Origin of the sequence: Streptomyces sp. NPDC021356 (genome assembly GCF_040641015.1) — a bacterium.
In the GTDB taxonomy this organism is placed as follows: Bacteria; Actinomycetota; Actinomycetes; order Streptomycetales; family Streptomycetaceae; genus Streptomyces.
Map to the genome: position 1 here is coordinate 1 of NZ_JBFACU010000041.1, position 19569 is coordinate 19569.

Below are 19569 nucleotides of genomic sequence, written 5' to 3' on the forward strand. Positions count from 1 at the left end.
CCCCCAGGTCATCCACTCGACAGGGGGGAACAGTCATGCCGGGCCCGGAGGCCAGCGGCCCTCTTGCAGGACCGCGAAGAAGATAACGGGGGCAGCCCGGCCAGGTCGTCGGAGCGGCCGGGGGAGACGCGGAGGCGAGACCTACGTCGTCCGGTGACCTCCGCGTCCTTCCGCCCATGGGTGGAAGTGGCGCGAACCGGGGTCGTCCTGTGCCGGGGCGCCCACCGAGGACACGTCGGCGAAAAGCACCGCTCCAGCGGCGCGACGGGGTGCCGACCCGACTGCGAGCCGGGGGAATCCCCCTCCCCTCCCGTCCACCGACCGGTGGACCCCAAGTTCGACCGGGCACCTCTGTCGGCGGACCGGGGCGGCGAGCGAGGCTCTCGGGTATGAACTCATTCGCGGTGCGCATGGCGCGACGAAGTGCTCGGCACCCCTGGTGGGCCATCGGCGGATGGCTCGTGTTCGTGGTGGTGTGCCTGGGGGTCGGCAGCGCGGTCGGCACGCACAGCGCCACCACGGCCGACTACCGGGTCGGGGAGGCCGGGCGGGCGGAGGCGATGGCCGCCGAGGGGCATCTGGAGCGAAGGTCCACCGAGCAGGTGCTGATCTCGTCCCGGTCGGGTGCCCTGGACGGGAAGGCGGCCGGCGCCGCCGCGAAGGATCTGACGCAGCGGATGGAGCGGCTGCCCGAGGTGGCGGGCGTGGCCGGTCCGCGGCTGTCTGCCGACCACCGGGTCCTCCTGGTCGAGGTGGCCCTCAAGGGCGAGGAACGGGACGCGAAGGACAAGGTCGACGCGCTGCTCGCCCAGACCGAGGCCGTGGGCAGGACGTACCCGGGGCTGCTGATGGAGGAGACCGGAAGCCCCTCCATCAGCAAGGGAGTCGACCAGCAGCGCGGTGACGACCTGGCGCTCTCCGAGGAGATGACGCTGCCCGTCACCCTGGTCACCCTGCTGGTCGTCTTCGGGTCGGTGACGATGGCGGGGGTGCCTCTGCTGCTCGCGCTGTCGTCGATCGCGGCGGCCGTGGGGCTTTCCATGGTGGTCTCGCACATCTCTCCCGACGCCGGGGTCGGCACGAACGTCATCCTGATGATCGGCCTCGCGGTCGGCGTCGACTACACGCTCTTCCACCTGAAACGGGAACGCGAGGAACGTGCCCGCTCGGGCGGCCGGCTGAGCCCGCAGGCGCTGGTGGAGCTGGCCGCGGCGACCTCCGGTCGCGCGGTCGTGATCTCCGGGCTCGCGGTGGTGGTCTCCACCGCCACGCTGTATCTCGCCTCCGACGTCATCTTCTCCTCGCTGGCCACCGGCACGATCGTGGTGGTCCTGGTGGCCGTGGCCAGTTCCCTGACGGCGCTGCCCGCACTCCTGGTCAAGCTCGGAGAGCGCGAGGAGCGCCGGGCGCGGCGGCGTGCGGAGCGCGGCAGGCCCGCGCGGCGGACGAGGGGCGACGGCGATGGCCGGGCATGGGCCGCGCTGCTGCGTCCCGCGAGCCGGAACCCCCTGGCCACCCTGTGCCTCTCGGTGCTCGCCCTGCTCGCGCTCGCCACCCCGCTGTTCGGGTTGAAGATCACGGAGATGAGCCGGGACACCCACTCCCGCGCCATCCCCGCCATGCGGGTGTACGACCGGCTCAACGACACGTTCCCCGAGCAGCGCGTCACTCACCAGGTCGTCGTACGGGCCGGCGCCGCGCGCTCCGGCGAGGTCACCGCCGCGCTGCGCGAGCTGGCCCGGCGCGCCGGCAGGGACCCGCTGTTCAGCGGCGCCTCACCCGTGCGCACCTCCGCCGACCACCGGATCAGCGTGCTCGAACTGAAGGTGCCGTACCTGGGCAACTCCGAGCAGGCGTACGACTCCCTGGAACGCCTGCGGGGCGACCTCATGCCCGCGACGGTCGGCCGGATCGCCGGGGCGGAGTCCGCGGTGAGCGGGGACGTCGCCCGGTACGCCGACTATCCCGCCCACCAGAACAGCAAACTCCCGCTGGTGCTCGGCGCGTTGCTGCTGGTGACCTTCGCCATGACCACGTACGCGTTCCGCTCGGTGGTCCTCGGCCTGATCGGTGTCGTACTGAACCTGCTGTCCGCGGCGGCGGCGCTCGGACTGCTCGTCCTCGTCTTCCAGGGAACCTGGGCCGAGGGACTGCTGGACTTCCGATCCACCGGTTCGATCGGCTCGCGCGTCCCGCTGTTCCTCTTCGTGATCCTCTTCGGGCTCTCCATGGACTACCAGGTGTTCGTGGTGAGCCGGGGGCCAAGTACGGCATGACCGACGCGCTGCGAGCCATCGCCGCGACGGGGAACAGCCCGTACGGCCACAGCCGGGAAATGATCCATGCCGCCCTGAGCACGCTCATGGACGCGTGTGTGGCCGCCGGGGAGATCCGCACCGACATCGGACCCACCGACATGAGCGCCGCCCTCGAAGGCATCGCCGTCACCTCGGCGAGCCCCGAGCAGCAGCAGCAAGCGGAACGCCTGCTCGATCTCACCCTGGACGGCCTGAAGATCCGTCCGTGAGGGAGGGAAACGGGGGGCGTGGCCCCTGAGACGTGCGGGTCAGCCGCCCTGGCCGGCGCTGCCCATCGGGCCGACCTTCACCGAGGAGGCGCTGTCCTCCGTCGCGGGCAGCGTGGCGGCGCCCGGCCAGGCGAGGGTGACCGTCTTCGTCTCGTCCGGCGGGGTCACCAGCAGCCCGGTGATGCGGACGCCGGAGCCGCCCGTCCTGTTGATCGGGTACTGGATGCCGAAGTACGTCGACTGCCCGTCCTTGAGGACGGTCCGGTCGGCCTTCTCCCCCGTGCGATTCGCGGACAGCGAGCCCGCGTTGGTCTTCAGGTCGACGCCCGCGTACCCGGACAGCGTGCAGTCCCGGCCGCCGCGGTTCTTCAGCCGCACCGCGACGGTGCCCTCGGGGTCGCCGCTGACGGTGCTGTCCGTCGCCGTGATCTCCAGCTCGTCGGTGCGGCACTTGCCGGCCTTGCCGCTCCCCGCGGAGCCGGTCCCGGCGGCCGTGTCCTGCCCGCCGGAGCTCTTCCCGGCGGAGTTCGTCCCACCGTTCTTCCCGCTCGTCCCGGCGGAGTCGTTCGCGCCGCCCTGACCGGAACCGCCGTCGGAGGCACCCGATCCCGAACCGCCGCCCGAGGACGCCGCGGTGGACCCGGACGACGAGTCGCTCTTCCCCGTGCCGCCGTCGTCGCTCTGGCACGCCGTGAGCGACAGACTCGCGGCAACGATCAGGGCTGCGAAGGTGACCTTGTGAACGCGCATCGTTGTTTCCTCGGTATGGGTTGGGGCGGCCGCTCGGCATGAGTCGGTACGAGCGAGTGTTTCTGATGACCAGGACCCGTTCCGCCCGGCCCACCGTTGCGCACAACCACCACCCAGTACATCCCTGTTACACGCACAACCAGGCACGACGCGCCATCGGCCGCCGGCACCGAGGCGGCCAGGGCAGCACCTGGCCGGTTGCGGCCCGAATCCACCGGCGCGCCGACCGGCGCCGTCGAGTCGTCAGGATCGCGGGCCGGCCCGTCATCCGTTCGCGGGGTGGGCAAACGATTCGGCGTGCACGTTCGGGGGACAGTGCGCTTGGCGGCCGGGGGCCGGGGCATCGCTGGAGGTGACCGGACCGACCTCCAGAAAGTCATGCCTCATGCCTTTTCGCACCATCACCGCAGCCGTGGGCGCTGCGGCCGGCGCTCTCGTTCTCCTCGTGGCCGTGCCGGGCTCGGCCTCGGCGGCGACCGGCCAGTTCCGCTACTCCTACACCACCGCCGAGGGATACGAGGCCGTCGGCTTCCTGAACAACCCGGACAGCGGCACGTGCATCAACCTCACCCCGCCGGGTTCCGCACCCGGATCCGCCTCACGGGCACCGAAGAACCGCACGGACGCCACTGCCACCGTGTTCCTCGACTCCGACTGCGAGGGCGACGTCTACTACACCCTGCGGCCCGGGGCGGGAGCCTCCGACCGCCTGCTCCTGCGCTCCGTCGTCTTCTCCTGACGGAGCGAGCGCCGCGTTCAGGGGGGTTGAACTCCGGCGCCGTCCGCGCGTCGGTCGCCGACGGTCACCGGGCTGCTCGCTCCCGGCGACCGTCGGCGCCGCGGGTGTGAGGACGGCCGGCGACCGGAGCGCGGCGCCGCTTCTCCCGTGGCCGAGGGGTTCAGCCGGTGGTCGCCGGTTCCGTCGTGGTGGCGGCCGCGTCCTGGGTGGCGGCCAAGGAGGCGAGGAGACGCAGGCCCTCCTCGGAGGGTGAGCCGGGTTCGGCGGTGTAGATGGTGAGGGTGAGCCCGGGTTCGGCGGCCATTTCCAGGCCCTCGAAGGCGAGCGTGAGTTCCCCGACGGCCGGGTGGTGGAAGCGCTTGGTGCCGGTGCCGTGGTGGCGGACGTCGTGGGCGCCCCAGCGGGTGCGGAACTCGTCGCTGCGGGTGGACAGTTCGCCGACGAGGTCGTGCAGGTCCTTGTCGTGGGGGTCGCGGCCCGCCTCGGTGCGCAGGATGGCGACGGCGACGTCGGCGAAGGTGTCCCAGTCCGGGTACAAGCGGCGGGAGGCCGGGTCGAGGAAGTTGAAGCGGGCGAGGTTCGCCTGGTTGTGGGACGTGGCGTAGAGGTCGGCGTAGAAGGCGCGGGCGAGCCGGTTGGCGGCGAGGACGTCCATGCGGCCGTTGCGGACGAACGCGGGCCCGGCGGTGATGGCGTCGAGCGTCCACTGCAGGCTGCGGTGGGGTGTCCACTGCCGGGTGGCGCGGCGCCGGGGGCGGGTGAGGGCGTCGGAGCCGTCGGCGGCCTGGGCCAGGTTCAGCAGGTGGGCGCGTTCGGCGTCGTCGAGCCGGAGGGCGCGGGCCACGGCTTCGAGGACGGCCGGGGAGACACCGGCGAGACTGCCTCGTTCCAGCTTGGCGTAGTACTCCACGCTCATGTCGGCCAGGGCTGCGACCTCGCTCCTGCGCAGGCCGGGCACCCGGCGCCGGCTGCCGGCCGGCAGCCCCGCCTGCTCGGGGGTGATCTTCGCGCGCCGCGAGGTGAGGAACTCGCGGACCTCTTCACGGTTGTCCACCCCTCGACCGTACGTCCTGCGGGCGGCCGCAGGGATGTACTGCCGGTACACCCCTTGACGGTGACTCGCTGCGTGCGCGAGAAGCCGGTTACCTGGAAGACGTGGTGCTCGTCCGCGACCGTCCACGCGGCGGGCGGACAGCCCACGCCCGGCCCGGACGGCCCGTCCGCCGGACCGGCACCCCGCCCCGGCGTCACCGGTCGAGCCGGCCGGTCCACGCCTGAGCACCGCTGAGCACCCCCGAGCACGCGAAGGAACCCCGACATGCGCGGCACCGTGATCCACGCCCCCGGCGACATCCGCTCCGAGAACCTGGACGACCCGAGGATCCTCCAGCCCACCGACGCGATCATCCGTACGGCCGTCACCTGTGTCTGCGGCTCCGACCTGTGGCCCTACCGCGGCCTGGAGCCGGTCGGCGACCCGCACCCGATGGGGCACGAGTACGTCGGCTTCGTGGAGGAGGTCGGCTCCGAGGTCACCTCCGTCAGGCCGGGCCAGTTCGTCGTCGGCTCGTTCGCCACCTCGGACAACACCTGCGCGAACTGCCTGGGCGGCTTCCAGTCCAACTGCCTGCACCGCGAGTTCATGAGCACCTGCCAGGCGGAGTACGTCCGCATCCCCCACGCGCAGGGCACCCTCGTCGCCACCGACGACGTACCGGCCGAGGAGTTCTGGCCCGGGCTGCTCGCCGTCTCCGACGTCATGGGCACCGGCTGGTGGGCCGCCGACGCCGCCGAGGTCCGGCCCGGCTCCACCGCCGTGGTGGTCGGCGACGGCGCCGTCGGCCTGTGCGCGGTGATCGCCGCGAAGGAGAGCGGCGCGGAGCGGATCATCGCGATGAGCCGCCACGCGTCCCGGCAGAAGCTCGCCCAGGAGTTCGGCGCCACCGACATCGTCACCGAGCGTGGCGAGGAGGGTGTGGCCCGGATCAAGGAGCTGACCGGCGGCATCGGCGCCGACAGCGTGCTGGAGTGCGTCGGCACCGCCGAGGCCATGCGGCAGGCCCTGCGCTCGGCACGGCCCGGCGGGAACGTCGGCTTCGTCGGCGTCCCCCACGAGGTCGCCGTCGACGGCCAGGAGCTGTTCTTCTCCCACGTCGGCCTGCGCGGCGGCCCCGCCCCCGTGCGCCGCTACCTGCCCGACCTGATCGACCGCACCCTGTCGGGCCGGATCGACCCGGGCAAGGTCTTCGACCTCGCCCTGCCCCTGGAGCAGGTCGCCGAGGGCTACCGGGCGATGGACGAGCGCCGCGCCATCAAGGCCCTCCTCAAGCCCTGAGCCATGGGCCCTGACCCATGGGCCCTGAGCCATGGGCCCTGACCCATGGGCCCTGAGCCACAGGCCCTGACCCATGGGCCCTGAGCCACAGGCCCTGACCCACGAGCCCTGAGCCACGGGCCCTGAGCCACGGGCCCTGACCCACGAGCCCTGACCCACGGGCCCTGAGCCACGAGCCCTGACTCACCCCCACCGCCTCCGCACAAGGACCGGCAGCGTCACCGCGCTCCGTCCGTGCGCTCCCGCGAAGGACTCGCCATGACCACGTTCGCTCTCGTCGGCGCCGGCCCCGGCCTGGGGCTGGCCACCGCCCGCCGCTTCGGAACGGCCGGGCACAGCGTCGCGCTCATCGCCCGCGACGCCGACCGTCTCGGCCATCTCGTCACCACGCTGCGACAGGAGGGGATCCAGGCCGGCGGCCACACCGCCGACGTCCTGGACGCCGCCTCGCTGACCACGGCGCTCGGGACGGCCGCCGACGAGCTGGGTCCGATCGAGGTCCTCCAGTACAGCCCGGTGCCGCGGGCCGACTTCATGAAGCCGGTCCTGGACACCGCCGCCGCCGACCTGGACGCTCCGCTGGCCTTCTCGGTCAAGGGGCCGGTCACCTGCGTGAACGCGGTCCTGCCCGGCATGCGGGCCCTGGGCCGCGGCACGCTGTTGTTCGTCAACGGGGGCAGCGCGGTACGCCCGCACCCCGACCGGGCCGGCACTTCGATCGCGTTCGCCGCTCAGAGCGCGTACGCGGCCATGCTGCACGCCGCGCTCGCCCCGGAGAACATCCACGCCGCCCAGCTGATCGTCCCCGGTGCGATCCGCCCCGACGCCGAGCACTCCAGCCCCGCCGCCCTTGCCGAACGCCTGTACGCCCTGCACGCCGACCGCGAGGGGTTCCGGCACTACGCCGAACCCATGCCCGACTGACGTGACGGACCACGCCGCGCCCTCCCTGCGCCGCCGGGCCCTGCTCCGTGCCGCTCCGGCCGCCGCCCTGCCGCCGATGTCGGCCGCGTGCTCCGCCGCCGCCCTGGCCGCCGACCCTCCGGCTGCCGACCGACCGACCCCTCGACCACCGGCCGGCGGCCCGTCGACCACCGCCCCGCGTGCGCCGACCCGCCAGGCGGGAGCGGCGTCCCCCCACCCCGTCCGGCTCCGAGAGGAACACCGCCATGGACATCCGTGTCACCCTCGACGGCCGACCCGTCGACGCGACCCTGAACGACAGCCCCGCCGCCCGCGACCTGGCCACCCTGCTCCCGCTCACCCTGGAGCTGAAGGACTTCCACGGGACGGAGCGGATCGGCTACCCGCCGCGCAAGCTCACCACCGAGGGTGCGCCCGAGCCGTCCGCGGCCAGGGCCGGCGACCTCGCCTACTACGCGCCCTGGGGCAACCTCGCCCTCTTCCACCGGGCCGGCCCCGCCGCCGACGCCGACCTGCTCGTCCTCGGCCACCTCGACGCCGGTGCCGACCGACTGGCTCGGGCCGAGCGGATCACCATCGAGCCCGCCCCCTGACCAACGTACGGAAAGAAGTCTTCGATGCCCTCCGCAGCCGGGTCCGCCGCCGGCAAGCTGCCCTTCGTCGTCTGGGTGCTCGCCGCGGGCACCTTCCTGATGGGAACCACCGAGTTCGTCGTCGCCGGACTGCTCCCCGAGATCGCCGACGACCTCGGCGTGAGCGCCCTTCCCGTCGACGGCGGCTGCACCGCCCGGTAGGCGCCGGGAGCGCGCTCGGGTCAGGCGGCCGGGGCGGCGAGGTAGTCGCCGTGCTCCAGGTCGTCGAGCAGCGCCGGGTGGGTCGGGGACCAGCCGAGCAGTTCCCGGGTGTGCGCGCTGGAGACGGGTCCGTCGAAGGCGTAGGCGGTGGCCATGAACGGGCTGACGAAGTGCGTGGCGGCCTCGTCGGGGGTCAGGGAGACCGTGGGGAGGTCCAGGCCCCGGGCGATCGTCTCGGCGATGCTCTTCAGGGTGACGCCGCTCTCGGCCACCCCGTGCAGCACACTGCCCGCGGGCGCCTTCTCCAGCGCCAGCCGGAACAGGGTCGCCGCGTCGAGCCGGTGCACCGCGGGCCACCGGTTGGTGCCGTCGCCGACGTAGGCCGAGACGCCCGTCTGGCGCGCGGTGGCGATGAGCATCGGGACGAAGCCGTGGTCCTCGGGCCCGTGCACGGTGGGCGCGAGACGGACCACGCTCGCGCGCACCCCCCGGGCGGCGAAGTCCAGGCAGGCCCGCTCACCGGCGATGCGGAAGGCGGCGATCCCGGCCGTGTCGGGCCCGTCCCGCTCCGTCGCCTCCCGGCCGGCGGGCATGACCAGGGTGCCGGAGGTGACGACGAGCGGCTTGCCCGAGTGTTCCAACGGCCGGCCGAGCGTCTCGATCGCGGTCCGGTCGCGCCGCATCATGTCGTCGAGGTCGGAGAAGTCGCCCCCGTAGGCCATGTGCAGGACGCCGTCGGCGGCTTCGGCGCCGGTACGCAGAGTGCCGAGGTCGTCCAGGGACCCGCGGTGCGGTGCGGCCCCCAGCGACTCCAGCCGGGCGGCGGCGGCGTCCGAGCGCGCCAGGGCGGTGACGGTGTGGCCGGCGGTGACGAGTTCGGTGACGACCGCTGGGCCGGTCTGGCCGGAACCGCCGGTGACGAACACGTGCATGGAGCGCCCTCCCCTTTGATGTCAGTGACTGGCACTACGTAGCGCCAGTCGCTGACCTTAAGTAGCGCCAGTCACTGGCGTCAAGTAGCGCCAGTAACTGTCGGCAAGTAACGCCAGTGACTGGCGGACGGTATTCTCGGGGGGTGCCACGAAGCGGAGCAGAAGCGCGCCGCCGCCTTCAGCAGGCGGCCCTGGAGCTGTACCGGGAGCGCGGATTCGACCAGACCACCACAGCCGAGATCGCCGCCAGGGCCGGTGTCAACGAACGCACGTTCTTCCGGCACTTCCCCGACAAGCGCGAGGTGCTCTTCGACGGCGAAGCCGACCTGCGCGCCGCGCTGGTCCGGGCGGTGGCCGAAGCGCCCGAGGAGCTGCAGCCGCTCGATGCGCTGCTCCGCGCCTTCCGGACAGCCGGCCGGATCCTTGAGGAGAACCGCCCGTTCTCCGAACCGCGGCTGGCGGTCATCGCGGTGACGCCGGCGCTCCGCGAACGCGACCTGGCCAAGGCCGCGTCGCTCACCGACGCCCTGGCGGAGGCGCTGCGACAGCGCGGCGTCGCCGGCCGGCTGGCCGGCCTGGCCGCCCAGACCGGCTGGGCCGCCTTCCACCACGCGGCCCAGGCCTGGATCGACGATCCCGCGCAGAGCCTGGACGCACATCTCCTCCGAGCCTTCGACGACCTGCGCGCCCTCTCCGCGCCCCGCGCGTGCGGGCCTTCGGCCGCCGCACCCGTTCACCCGGGCTCCTGAACTTGCCGCGCCTTCGGGCCGACGTCCCCCCAAGGAGGTGAACGGACAGGGAAATCCGCCCGGTCAGCCGCGTCCGCGCAGGTGGCGGAGCGGCCGGGCGTCGGGGCGTCCGGCCGGTCGGAGCTCCGATCAAGGAAAACGATCGATGTCATCGCCTGAACGGTCGGAGAAATCCTGCTGCGCATGCTTATGCGATGCGGTGAAGACGATCTAGCCTTCCGCGCATGTCTCATGTCTCCCGCCGCAAGGTCCTCGGCGCCCTCACCGGCGGCGCCGCGCTCTCCCTCCTTCCCCCGTCGCTGCACCAGGCGATGGCCGCGCCCATGCCGCGCGGCGGGATGCGTGCCATCGAGCACGTGATCGTCCTGATGCAGGAGAACCGTTCCTTCGACAACTACTTCGGAACCCTCAAGGGCGTCCGCGGCTTCGGTGACCGCACACCGCTGCGCCTGCCCACCGGGGCCGGCGTCTTCGAGCAGCCCCGGCGCCAGGGCGGCACGGTGCTGCCGTTCTCCGCCCGCCGCGCGGCCGTCGACGCCGGCCGCGAGGAGAGCGACATCCAGTACCTCGGATCGCTCGCGCACGGCTTCTCCGACGCCAACCAGGCCCGGGCGAAGGGCTGGTGGAACGACTGGGTCGCCGCCAAGACCCAGAGCACCATGGCCTTCTACGACCGCCGGGACATACCGCTGCAGTACGAACTGGCGGACCGCTTCACCATCTGCGACTCCTACTTCTGCTCCGTCTACGGTTCGACCAACCCCAACCGCCTGTACCTGTGGTCCGGCATGACCGGCTACGAGGCGGACGGCGTCAACCGGGCCGTCACCAACGCCGCGTACGACTACGCCCACCCCGGTTACACCTGGACGACGTACCCCGAGCGACTGGAGGCCGCGGGCGTCTCCTGGCAGATCTACCAGGAGTGGGACAACTTCACCGACAACGCGGTGGAGTACTTCCGGCCGTGGAAGGAGATCGGCCGGAAGATCCTCTCCAAGGTCACCGGCCAGTACTCCACCACCGAGCAGTTCTACGACAGCCTGTGGAAGAGGACCGCGGAGCAGCGGAAGACCGCGCTGGCCCAGTTCCAGCAGGGCGTCGACGCGTTGACCGAGGCCGAGCGCCGGCTCTTCCTGCGCGGCGCCTACCGCTCCGAGCCGGACACGCTCGTCCACCGGATCCGGTCCGACATCAAGAACGGCACACTGCCCAAGGTCAGCTGGATCGTTCCGACGGCGGCGCTCTCCGAGCATCCCAGCAGCTCCACTCCGGTCGGCAGCGCCAACCTCGTCTACGATCTCCTCGACGCCATCGCGAGCGACCCGAAGACCTGGTCGAAGACGGCGCTGTTCATCAACTTCGACGAGAACGACGGCTACTTCGACCACGTACCCGCCCCCGTCGCGCCGCAGCCGGCCTCCGGCAACAGTGACGACTGGTTCAACGGCAGTCCCGTCGGCCCCGGCCCGCGCGTACCGATGACGATCGTGTCGCCCTGGACCGTGGGCGGATTCGTCAGCTCGCAGGCGTTCGACCACACCTCGGTCATCCGGTTCCTGGAGCAGTGGACCGGCGTCAACGAGCCCAACATCAGTGCCTGGCGCCGCAGCGTGTTCGGCGACCTCACCTCCGCCTTCGACTTCCACCGCAGCCACCGGCAGCCCGAGGTCGAGCAGCCAGGGCCGGTGCCCGCGGCGGTCGCCCGCTGGAACCCCGTACCGCCGAAGGAGCAGTCACTGCCGCGGCAGGAGACCGGCACCCGCCCGACCCGCCCCCTGCCGTACCGGCTCTCCCTGCGGACCGACATCACCCGCTCCGGCTGCCGCCTGCGGCTCGGCAACCAGGGCACCGTCGCCGCCACGCTCACCGCCTACCCCGGCGACGGCACCGCCCCGCGCGCCTGGACGGTGCCCGCCCGCCAGAGCACCGACACCACGGTCGAGTACGGTGACGACGGCTACGACCTCCAGGTCCACGGCCCCGGCTGGTCCACCTGGGAACTGCGCGGATCGGGCGTGGGAGCCGACGCACACCTCGTCGAGCAACCCTCCGCCGGCCGGGTCGACGTGGTCTGCTCCAACCCCTCCGCGACGACCCGCACCCTCCTCGTCGGCGAGTCGCAGTACGCCCACCGGCACGGCGAGCCCGTACGCACGATCACACTGGCGCCCGGAAGGTCCCGTACCGTCAAGCTCCGCGTCCCGGACCACGGCTGGTACGACATCGCGGTCCTCGACCGCGGCGATCCGGCCTTCCTGCGCCGCATGACCGGCCGCGTGGCGGACGGCCGGCCGGGGGTCACCGACCCGGCGACCGGCACCCCGGCGGCGCTGACCGCGACGATCGGTGTGCCCGCCGCGCCTGCGCCGCTGGACACGCCGTTCACGCAGGGCAACCCGACCGAGGTCGTCGTCACCGTGGGAAACCGGGACAGCGGTCGGCTCGACGGGCTCTCCGTCGCCCTGCTCGCCCCCTCCGGCTGGACGGTGGAGCGGACCGGCGCGGCCCCCGGGCGGCTCGGGGCCGGTAAGTCGGCCGACGTGCACTTCACGGTCACGCCCACCGGCGACGCCACCGCGGGCCGACTGGTCGTCGCCGCGCACGCCGAGGGCGGCGGGCTGCTCAAGCACGCACAGGCGCGCTTGCAGACCGGGGTCGCCCCCGCCCTGAGCGTCACGCTGACCGGACCCGCCGCTTCACCCGGCACCGACGGCGCCGTGCTCTCACCGGGCCGTCCCGCCACGCTGACGGCCACCGTCACCAACGCCGGCGGCACGCCCCTCACCGACCTGGCCGCCACCCCGGCCGTGCCGGAGGGCTGGAGCGCCACGGCGAAGGGCGCCACTCCCACGACCGTCGCGGCCCGCTCGTCCGCGACCCTGACCTGGGACGTCGTCGCCCCCGGCACGGCCGTCCGCACCACGGCCACCCTCAAGGCCACCGTCACGGCGCGGCTGAAGGACCGGACCATGGAGGCGTCCGCGTCCCTGCCCGCCAGGACCGGTCCGCTCATGACCGGTCACCTGCTCGCGGAGGACTTCGAGTCCGTCGCCCCCGCTCTCGCCCCGGCGGCCGACCTCGGCAGGCCCGGGCTGCTCGGATGGACCGGGACCCCGCCCGAGGGCTGGACGGTCACCAACGCGGCGGGTATGCCGCAGGGCACGCGGGAACTGCAGGGATGGACGTTCCTGTCCAAGCAGTTCTGGTTCCCCGCCGGACAGGACCGCCAGGGCTTCACCCGGTCCCTCGGAGTCGTCGCCGTCGCGGACCCCGACGACTGGGACGACACGGGTGGTCCGTCGGCCCGGGGCCGCTTCGACTCGACCCTGAGCAGCCCGCCGGTGACGATCCCCTCGGGCACCGCCACCCTGCACCTGGGATTCGACTCCCACTACCGGCAGGAAAGCCCGCAGGAGGCCGAGGTCGTCCTGGAATTCGACTCGGGCGCGAGCGTGCGACTGCTCCACTACAGCAGTGCCTCCTCGGGCAACACCAACCAGGGGCTGGACCAGGAGAACCGGCTCGTCCGCCTCTCCTGCCCCGTACCGGCCGGCGCCACTTCGGCGAAGGCGAAATTCCGGATCTTCAACGCCGGCAACAACTGGTTCTGGGCGATCGACAACGTCCGCCTGGGCACCAGCCCGATCCCCGACGCCTGACCGGGCCCGAGCGCCGACGCCTGACCGGCCGGTCCCTCACGCACACCGCCGTGGTCCGCCCCACCCGAACCGCTCGTCCCCCGACCCGTGTGGTCACGGCCGGGACCTGCGCACCGAAGGGGCGGACCCCGCCGGCAGCGTCGGACACGCACGGCGCCGGGGCGATCGCCGCCCCGGCGCCAGGCCGTCTCCGGCAGCCGGGCGGCGCAGGCACCGCGGTGGCTCACCGGCCCCCTCGGCCAGGCCCTCGGCGGCTACTCGTCTTCGGGGATGCCGCCTTCACGCGGCCGCGCGCCGGGGGAGAGCAGGGTCGCCGGCGCGAGCCGTGTCCTCGCGGGAGGCGATCAGGCCCGAGACGAGCTGGACCGCGAGCACAGCCCCCAGCGCTGCCATGGGCACCGTCCAGCCGCCTGCCAGGCTGTGGACCGCGCCGAGGCCGAACGGGCCCAGGGCGGCGACGAGGTAGCCCGTGCCCTGCGCCAGAGTGGACAGCGCCGAGGCGTGCGCGGCGTCGGGCGCGCACCAGACGATGAGGCTCAGGGCCAGACTGATCGCGGCCCCCTGGCCCAGGCCGAGCAGCACCATCCACAGGTAGACGAGGGAGACCGGGGCGGTGGCCAGGCCCACGTAGGCCACCGCGCACACCACGACCGTGGCGACCACGGCCGGGGCACGGCCGCCCGGGCGCCGCCCGAGCGCGGGCGTGAGCAGGGAGGCGACGATGCCCGGGAAGGTGGAGAAGGAGAGCATCCAGCCGGCCTGTCCGTCGGACATGCCCGAGTCCTGGAGCAGCGACGGTATCCAGGACAGCAGCGCGTAGTAGCCCAGGCTCTGGGTGCCCATGAAGACGGTCACGGCCCAGGCGGTCCGGTCGTGGGCCAGGGCGCGCAGACCGGGACCGCCGCGCAGGCCGGCCGTCCGGGCACCCGGGGCTCCGGGGCCCGCGGGCGCGGAACCGTCGAGGACGAGCCGGTGGTCGGCCGCCTGGGCGGCCCGGCGGCCGCCGGTCTGCGGCAGCCAGAGCAGGAACGCGGCGATCGCGGGCAGCGCCCACAGCGCGAGCGTGTGCCGCCAGCCGGTCCCGAGGGCGTTCTCCAGGGGGATGGTCAGTCCCGAGGCCGCCGCCGCGCCGATGAACAGGGAGGTCGTGTAGAGGCCCATCATCAGGCCCGACCGGTGGGCGAAGTCGTGCTTGATCAGGCCGGGCATCAGCACGTTGGCGACCGCGATCGAGGCGCCCGCGACGACCGTCCCGGAGAACAGCGCGGCTGTGGACGGCTGGAGCCGGACCAGTACGCCGGCCGCCAGCAGCAGCATCGTCACGCCCAGCAGCCGGTGCATGCCCCACCGGCGGACCAGCGCGGGGGTGGCGAAGGCGAAGCCGCCGAAGCACAGGACCGGGATGGTGGTGAGGATCCCGGCGGCCGTGGAAGAGAGCGGCTGGCCGTGCTCGATGCCGTCCAGGACCGGGCCGACGCTCGCTATGGCGACGCGCAGGTTGAACGCGGCCAGCAGCAGCCCCGCCGCCAGGAGCACGAGACCGCCCCGACGGGCCCGGCCGACGGCGGCGGCAGCCGGAGCGGTGGCTGGAGCGGCAGCCGGTGCGGTGGCCGGTGCGGGCGGGACCGGGGCGGTGGCGGTGGCGGCGTGCCGTGTGGACGGGGTCGGGGCGGTGGCGGTGGCGGTGGCGGACGGCGGGGCGGAAGCGCCGGGCGCGGTCCCGGAGGCGATGTCAGGGACGACGTCGGGGTCCGGGTGCGAGGACTGTTCGTACATGGGGACCAGTCCACTCGCGACCGGCACCTGCGGTCGACCGTTATTCTGATTCATTATGCCGATCTTCCGCCACGCGGCCGGGGAGCAGTCCCACGACTTGGAACACCGTGAGCGCACCCCGGTCCACCGCCACGGCCAGGGCCACCTGATCTATCCGGCGCGCGGGGTGCTCTCCGCCTCCGCGTCGGGGCAGACCTGGATCATTCCGGCCAACCGCACCGCCTGGATACCCGCGCACTTCGACCACTCCCACCGGGCGCACGGGCGCACCGACATGCGGATCGTCTTCGTCGCCGCGTCGCTCGCGGTCCAGCTCCCGGACCGGCCGGCCGTGCTGTCGACCACCCCGCTGGCCCGCGAGGCGCTGCTGTCGCTCACCGACCCGCACCCCGTCGCGCGTACAGGGGCGGCCCGGGACCGGCTGCGGCACGTCGTCGTGGACGAACTGGGGCCGGCCCCCGAGGAGCCGCTGCACCTGCCCGAGCCGCAGGATCCGCGCCTGCGCGAGCTGGCCCGGATCATGGAGGAGGACCCGGCGACGACGGCCACACTCGGCGAACTGGGGCGGTCCATCGGGGTCGGCGAGCGGACCCTCAGCCGGCTCTTCCGTGAGGAGATGGGCACCGGATTCACCCAGTGGCGCACCCAACTCCGGGTGCACCGTGCGCTGGTGATGCTCACGGCGGGCGCGGGAGTGCTGGAGACCGCCCACGCCTGCGGCTGGTCCAACCCCAGCACGTTCATCAACAGCTTCACCGCCCTGGTCGGCCAGACGCCCGGCCGGTACCGCCGCAATCTGCCCGCCGGGTGAGCGCGTCGTGACCGGTGTGGAGACCCTGTCCGACGCCTCCCGGACACAGGCGGCCGGCACCGCGTCGCGGCGCGCCGGTGACGGTTGACGGTCCGGCGCGGACGATGTCGAGCCGGGAGGGGTTCATCCGGCAGGGTGCGGCCTTCCTCACGGCGCACCCTCGTGCAATCCGGTACCGGATCCACTCGGCGATCACGTAACGTCCTGGGCGAATCGACGAACTGCCGCAGTCGCCCGCCCAGTTGGAGAATTCTCCACGCCTCGACCAAGGGTGACGGCGCAAGGGGGAAGGAAGAAAACCCGCATGACGTCATCCAGTCTCCGCCGGCGCGTCGCCAAAACCGCGGCCACCGTGCTCCTGATCGGTGCCGGGGCCCTGGCGACCGCGCCCTCGGCGGCGGCCAAGGCCAATCTGCTGTCCATCGACAAGGTGGCACTGCACACCCCCGGCGTGCAGGTGAAGGTCACCTACTCCTGCGACGTCGGCATGGACCACGAACTCGTGGCCAACGCGACGACGCTCGACCACAGCCCCCACGACCAGTCCATCGCCGCGGGCACGGTCAAGAAGGCTCAGCTGGTCTGCGACTACGACGACCATGTCGCGCTGGTGACCATGCGCCCGGCCGCGGGCTCGCACTTCGACAAGGGGGACAGGGTCAAGGTCACCGTCTTCTACTTCGACAACGACGGGTTCAGGTACGCCGACGAGGAGACGGTCGCGGTCCTGTAGGACGGGACAACCGCCGCAACTCCCCGATGCCCTGTCGTCGAATTCCCGTCCGATCAGCTTCGGGTCGAAGAGGCGGGAAACCACCGGTGCGCGGGAGGGGCAGTCGGTCGAACCGATTCCCTGGCACGCCAACTCGCTTTACCATTCCTTGCCTTGGGACGGACGGGGGGAGGGTGATGGGCAGGGAGATGCCGATCGGGTCGGTTGTGGTGATCGCCTTGCTGTGCTGGTCGTTCTACGGAGTGTTCGTATCGATCCGCAGAACCGTGCACCGAAGAGGGCTGCCGCAACCGTCTCTCGCCCCCGGCCAACTGGAGGCGTGTCAGGGCCAGGCGTTCCGCGAGATCTGCCGCCGGGCCACGAACCCGGGCCCGCGCGTGGTGATGACGGACTACTTCACCGAGCGGGGATGGAACCGGGCGGACGTCCTGAACATCCTGGCCGAGCCGATCAAGCACAAGCTGATCAAGGTCAAGGGCTGGCGGTTCGGCGGGTACGGCGTGACACGCAAGGGCTGGGCCGAGTACGAGACGAAGTTCATCTGGGCAGGAGGCGAAGGAGTGCACATCTCGTCCGCGTCGGGCGGTTTCCTCGTGGCGAACGTCAACAGCCCCCAGGCCGTGGCCCACGGAGGCTACGGCAACAGGGCACAAGGACCTGACATCTCCCACCAGCAACTGATCGACGCCCTGCGGACGGACGCGGACACCGCGACCCCCGACGAGGCGGTACGGGCGCGGGAGTACGCCGACGACCTGGCCTCGGCCGTCGACGCGCAGGACAGCGACAGGACCACCCGCATCCTGGGAAGGATCAACGCCCTCCTGTCCACGGCGACCGCCGCCTTCGCGCTGACCCGCGATCTGCTGCCGCCCGGCTCGTAGGGGCCGGTCCCACCGCGGCCGGCGCCCCTCGGCGAGCTAGTGTCACGGGCTCTGCGGGCAGGAGCGGAGGAAGTCGACGAGGGCCGCGTTCACCTCGGCCGGGCGTTCCTGCTGGGTCCAGTGCCCGCAGCCCGTCAGTTCGACAGGGGCGCGCCGCAGGCCGGGCATGCGGTCGGAAAGGCTCCTGATCAGTTCGGGCGTGCCGGGGAAGGCGGGAACGGGGTCGCGGTCGCCGTAGACGTACAGGGACGGCGCGGTGACGACGGCGTCGGCCCACGGTGCGGTCAGTTCCCAGTTGCGGTCGAGGTTGCGATACCAGTTGAGCGCACCGGTGAAGCCCTCGGAGAAGCTCTCGGTGAGCGCGTCGAGGTCGCTCTCGGTGAGCCACCCCGGCAGGGTCTCGGGATCGGGCATGGCTGCGAGCCAGCCCCGTTCGGGGTCGACGAGCGGCTGCTTGACGTCTCCGGGAGCCTCGCCGGACGCCGAGTAGAGGAACTTCCGCAGTGCGGTGCGCGTGTCCCGGGCGAACTCGGCGTCGGCGACACCGGGGCGGTCGAAGTAGTTCCAGTAGAAGCGTCCGCCGAAGGCCCTGTCCATGGCGGCCAGCGGCGGCTCCTTGCCCCGGAACGGCGGCGGCACGCTCAGGCCCGCCACCCCGAGGACCAGGTCCGGGCGCATCAGCCCGGTGTGCCAGGCGACCGGTGCCCCCCAGTCGTGCCCGACGACGTACGCCCTCTCCTCGCCCAGCGCCCGGATCAGCCCGACCACGTCACCGACCAGGTGCAGGATCGTGTACGCCTCGACGTCGGCGGGATGGTCGCTGCGTCCGTAGCCCCGCTGGTCCGGTGCCACCACGCGGAACCCCGCTTCGGCCAGGGGAGCGAACTGGTGGCGCCAGGAGCGCCAGGACTCGGGAAAGCCGTGCAGAAGCACGACCAGGGGGCCTTCGCCCTGCTCGGCGATGTGCAGCCGGATCCCGTTCACATGGACCACGCGGTGCTCGATCATGAGCCGAGCGTACGCGCCGTCGCTCGACGCGGGCGGTGTCCTCCGCGTGGCCGGTGTCCTCACCGTCACGCTCCCGGGCGCCTGTGAGGGCTCGTGCCGCGCAGCGGCTCCCGCCGTCCGTTGCTCACCGCCTAGAGTCGGACGCCATGCGCATACTCGTCGTGCAGCACGCCTCGAACCTTGCGGCAGCGATGTCCAGGTGTCTGCTCCGGATCGGCTACGACATCGACGTGGCAGCCGATCTCGCCGAAGCCGATTTCAAGTTGGGCGGCGCCGCCTGGCACGGTCTGGTGGGCGACCGGGCGCAGCCCGACGGAGACGTCCTGCGCCTGGTCGCCGCCCACCGCCGGGCCGGCTGGACCGGTTCGGTCCTGATGCTGACCGCGCTCGATTCGCCCGGTGAAAGGGCGTCCCTCATCGAGCAGGGCGCGGACGACTACCTGGTCACGCCCTTCACCACCGCCGAACTGGCCACCCGCGTGCGGGTCCTGTGCCGCGCCCCCGTGGGCCCCGTGGTCGCCGACCGGGCTTCCCGGCTGCGCTTCGGCGATCTGGAACGGGACGGGCACGGCGGCCGGTTCACCCGCGCCGGGGTACCGCTGACCCTGACCGGCCCGGAGGCCGCGGTCCTCCAGGCCCTTCTGCTGGCCGGCGGCGCGCTGGTGACCCGGGACCGTCTGGCCACATACTGCGCCGGCGGACAGCACCGGCCCGAACCCCACGCGATCGAGGCGCTGATCGGCCGGCTACGCCGTCGGCTCGGTGACCCGGACCCGATCCAGACCGTCCGCGGGATCGGCTACCGCCTGGTCGATCCCGCCTGAGACGGCGACTCGGGCGGGCGACCGAGGGGCCCGCGACCGGGCCCGCGCTCACCTGCGCCCCGGGCGTCCGCCGACGCTCGGGTAAGAGGCCCCGGACACGTGCGTGAAGCCGCCACGGGTG

General features: G+C 72.7%; 17 protein-coding genes and 1 pseudogene. 13 read left to right on the forward strand and 5 right to left on the reverse strand.

Features of this window, described 5'->3' with window-relative positions; translation table 11 throughout:
• Positions 1–389 precede the first annotated feature (389 nt).
• Positions 390–2276, forward strand: coding sequence for an MMPL family transporter (locus tag AB0G56_RS35895; RefSeq protein ID WP_360978422.1), 1887 nt, complete (start codon positions 390–392; stop codon positions 2274–2276).
• A pseudogene (locus tag AB0G56_RS35900) lies at positions 2261–2527 on the forward strand (TetR/AcrR family transcriptional regulator); the annotation flags it as partial. The gene AB0G56_RS35895 and the pseudogene AB0G56_RS35900, both read left to right, overlap by 16 nt.
• Before the next feature lie 39 nt (positions 2528–2566).
• Here the strand turns inward: AB0G56_RS35900 and AB0G56_RS35905 are convergent.
• The gene (locus AB0G56_RS35905; protein ID WP_360978425.1) at positions 2567–3277 is read right to left on the reverse strand and encodes a DUF4232 domain-containing protein; all 711 of its coding nucleotides are present in this window, start codon (positions 3275–3277) and stop codon (positions 2567–2569) included.
• A gap of 385 nt (positions 3278–3662) precedes the next feature.
• On the opposite strand from AB0G56_RS35905, the gene AB0G56_RS35910 reads away from it, so the two are divergent.
• Positions 3663–4016 carry a hypothetical protein gene (locus AB0G56_RS35910; RefSeq protein WP_360978428.1) on the forward strand — a complete coding sequence of 118 codons (354 nt, stop codon included), beginning with the start codon at positions 3663–3665 and terminating at the stop codon, positions 4014–4016.
• A gap of 160 nt (positions 4017–4176) precedes the next feature.
• On the opposite strand, the gene AB0G56_RS35915 is transcribed toward AB0G56_RS35910, so the two are convergent.
• Positions 4177–5070 carry a helix-turn-helix transcriptional regulator gene (locus tag AB0G56_RS35915; RefSeq protein ID WP_360978431.1) on the reverse strand — a complete coding sequence of 298 codons (894 nt, stop codon included), beginning with the start codon at positions 5068–5070 and terminating at the stop codon, positions 4177–4179.
• Positions 5071–5334: 264 nt separating this feature from the next.
• Here AB0G56_RS35915 and AB0G56_RS35920 point away from each other — a divergent pair, with 264 nt between their 5' ends.
• From AB0G56_RS35920 to AB0G56_RS35935, 4 genes are all read left to right on the forward strand, one after another.
• Entirely contained in the window at positions 5335–6351 is a 1017-nt protein-coding gene (locus tag AB0G56_RS35920) for a zinc-dependent alcohol dehydrogenase family protein (protein WP_360978433.1), read from the forward strand.
• A 258-nt stretch (positions 6352–6609) separates the two neighbouring features.
• Positions 6610–7275: an SDR family NAD(P)-dependent oxidoreductase gene (locus tag AB0G56_RS35925; protein ID WP_360978436.1), complete on the forward strand. Its 666-nt coding sequence runs from the start codon at positions 6610–6612 to the stop codon at positions 7273–7275.
• Between the two features lie 245 nt (positions 7276–7520).
• Positions 7521–7868, forward strand: a complete 348-nt coding sequence (locus AB0G56_RS35930; RefSeq protein ID WP_360978439.1) for a cyclophilin-like fold protein — start codon at positions 7521–7523, stop codon at positions 7866–7868.
• A gap of 24 nt (positions 7869–7892) precedes the next feature.
• Positions 7893–8069: a hypothetical protein gene (locus tag AB0G56_RS35935; protein ID WP_360978442.1), complete on the forward strand. Its 177-nt coding sequence runs from the start codon at positions 7893–7895 to the stop codon at positions 8067–8069.
• Positions 8070–8089: 20 nt separating this feature from the next.
• Here AB0G56_RS35935 and AB0G56_RS35940 read toward each other — a convergent pair whose 3' ends face one another.
• Positions 8090–9001: an SDR family oxidoreductase gene (locus tag AB0G56_RS35940; RefSeq protein WP_360978445.1), complete on the reverse strand. Its 912-nt coding sequence runs from the start codon at positions 8999–9001 to the stop codon at positions 8090–8092.
• Positions 9002–9144: 143 nt separating this feature from the next.
• Between AB0G56_RS35940 and AB0G56_RS35945 the strand changes: the two genes are divergently transcribed.
• Together AB0G56_RS35945 and AB0G56_RS35950 are read left to right on the forward strand one after the other, a co-directional pair.
• On the forward strand, positions 9145–9750 hold the full coding sequence (locus tag AB0G56_RS35945; RefSeq protein WP_360978448.1) for a TetR family transcriptional regulator: 606 nt from the start codon (positions 9145–9147) through the stop codon (positions 9748–9750).
• 224 nt (positions 9751–9974) lie between these two features.
• Positions 9975–13412, forward strand: coding sequence for a phosphocholine-specific phospholipase C (locus tag AB0G56_RS35950; RefSeq protein WP_360978451.1), 3438 nt, complete (start codon positions 9975–9977; stop codon positions 13410–13412).
• A 279-nt stretch (positions 13413–13691) separates the two neighbouring features.
• Here AB0G56_RS35950 and AB0G56_RS35955 read toward each other — a convergent pair whose 3' ends face one another.
• Positions 13692–15188, reverse strand: a complete 1497-nt coding sequence (locus tag AB0G56_RS35955) for an MFS transporter (protein ID WP_360978454.1) — start codon at positions 15186–15188, stop codon at positions 13692–13694.
• 55 nt (positions 15189–15243) lie between these two features.
• On the opposite strand from AB0G56_RS35955, the gene AB0G56_RS35960 reads away from it, so the two are divergent.
• From AB0G56_RS35960 to AB0G56_RS35970, 3 genes are all read left to right on the forward strand, one after another.
• Complete coding sequence (locus tag AB0G56_RS35960) at positions 15244–15999, forward strand: helix-turn-helix transcriptional regulator (RefSeq protein WP_360978457.1); 756 nt, start codon at positions 15244–15246, stop codon at positions 15997–15999.
• A 304-nt stretch (positions 16000–16303) separates the two neighbouring features.
• Positions 16304–16732 carry a hypothetical protein gene (locus AB0G56_RS35965; protein WP_360978460.1) on the forward strand — a complete coding sequence of 143 codons (429 nt, stop codon included), beginning with the start codon at positions 16304–16306 and terminating at the stop codon, positions 16730–16732.
• Between the two features lie 176 nt (positions 16733–16908).
• A complete protein-coding gene (locus AB0G56_RS35970) occupies positions 16909–17616 on the forward strand; it encodes a hypothetical protein (RefSeq protein WP_360978463.1) in 708 nt (235 codons plus the stop codon).
• A gap of 42 nt (positions 17617–17658) precedes the next feature.
• On the opposite strand, the gene AB0G56_RS35975 is transcribed toward AB0G56_RS35970, so the two are convergent.
• On the reverse strand, positions 17659–18624 hold the full coding sequence (locus AB0G56_RS35975; RefSeq protein ID WP_360978466.1) for an alpha/beta hydrolase: 966 nt from the start codon (positions 18622–18624) through the stop codon (positions 17659–17661).
• Positions 18625–18770: 146 nt separating this feature from the next.
• On the opposite strand from AB0G56_RS35975, the gene AB0G56_RS35980 reads away from it, so the two are divergent.
• Positions 18771–19448 (forward strand): response regulator transcription factor, encoded by a 678-nt coding sequence (locus AB0G56_RS35980; protein ID WP_360978469.1) that lies wholly within the window; start codon positions 18771–18773, stop codon positions 19446–19448.
• Positions 19449–19569 lie beyond the last annotated feature (121 nt).

Bases quoted from the DNA above. Each gene is read 5' to 3' on its own strand.
- AB0G56_RS35905 (WP_360978425.1), bottom strand. From the start codon at position 3,277: ATGCGCGTTCACAAGGTCACCTTCGCAGCCCTGATCGTTGCCGCGAGT.
- AB0G56_RS35970 (WP_360978463.1), top strand. From the start codon at position 16,909: ATGGGCAGGGAGATGCCGATCGGGTCGGTTGTGGTGATCGCCTTGCTG.
- AB0G56_RS35950 (WP_360978451.1), top strand. From the start codon at position 9,975: ATGTCTCATGTCTCCCGCCGCAAGGTCCTCGGCGCCCTCACCGGCGGC.
- AB0G56_RS35925 (WP_360978436.1), top strand. From the start codon at position 6,610: ATGACCACGTTCGCTCTCGTCGGCGCCGGCCCCGGCCTGGGGCTGGCC.
- AB0G56_RS35980 (WP_360978469.1), top strand. From the start codon at position 18,771: ATGCGCATACTCGTCGTGCAGCACGCCTCGAACCTTGCGGCAGCGATG.
- AB0G56_RS35960 (WP_360978457.1), top strand. From the start codon at position 15,244: ATGCCGATCTTCCGCCACGCGGCCGGGGAGCAGTCCCACGACTTGGAA.
- AB0G56_RS35910 (WP_360978428.1), top strand. From the start codon at position 3,663: ATGCCTTTTCGCACCATCACCGCAGCCGTGGGCGCTGCGGCCGGCGCT.
- AB0G56_RS35965 (WP_360978460.1), top strand. From the start codon at position 16,304: ATGACGTCATCCAGTCTCCGCCGGCGCGTCGCCAAAACCGCGGCCACC.
- AB0G56_RS35940 (WP_360978445.1), bottom strand. From the start codon at position 9,001: ATGCACGTGTTCGTCACCGGCGGTTCCGGCCAGACCGGCCCAGCGGTC.
- AB0G56_RS35895 (WP_360978422.1), top strand. From the start codon at position 390: ATGAACTCATTCGCGGTGCGCATGGCGCGACGAAGTGCTCGGCACCCC.
- AB0G56_RS35955 (WP_360978454.1), bottom strand. From the start codon at position 15,188: ATGTACGAACAGTCCTCGCACCCGGACCCCGACGTCGTCCCTGACATC.
- AB0G56_RS35930 (WP_360978439.1), top strand. From the start codon at position 7,521: ATGGACATCCGTGTCACCCTCGACGGCCGACCCGTCGACGCGACCCTG.
- AB0G56_RS35935 (WP_360978442.1), top strand. From the start codon at position 7,893: ATGCCCTCCGCAGCCGGGTCCGCCGCCGGCAAGCTGCCCTTCGTCGTC.
- AB0G56_RS35975 (WP_360978466.1), bottom strand. From the start codon at position 18,624: ATGATCGAGCACCGCGTGGTCCATGTGAACGGGATCCGGCTGCACATC.
- AB0G56_RS35920 (WP_360978433.1), top strand. From the start codon at position 5,335: ATGCGCGGCACCGTGATCCACGCCCCCGGCGACATCCGCTCCGAGAAC.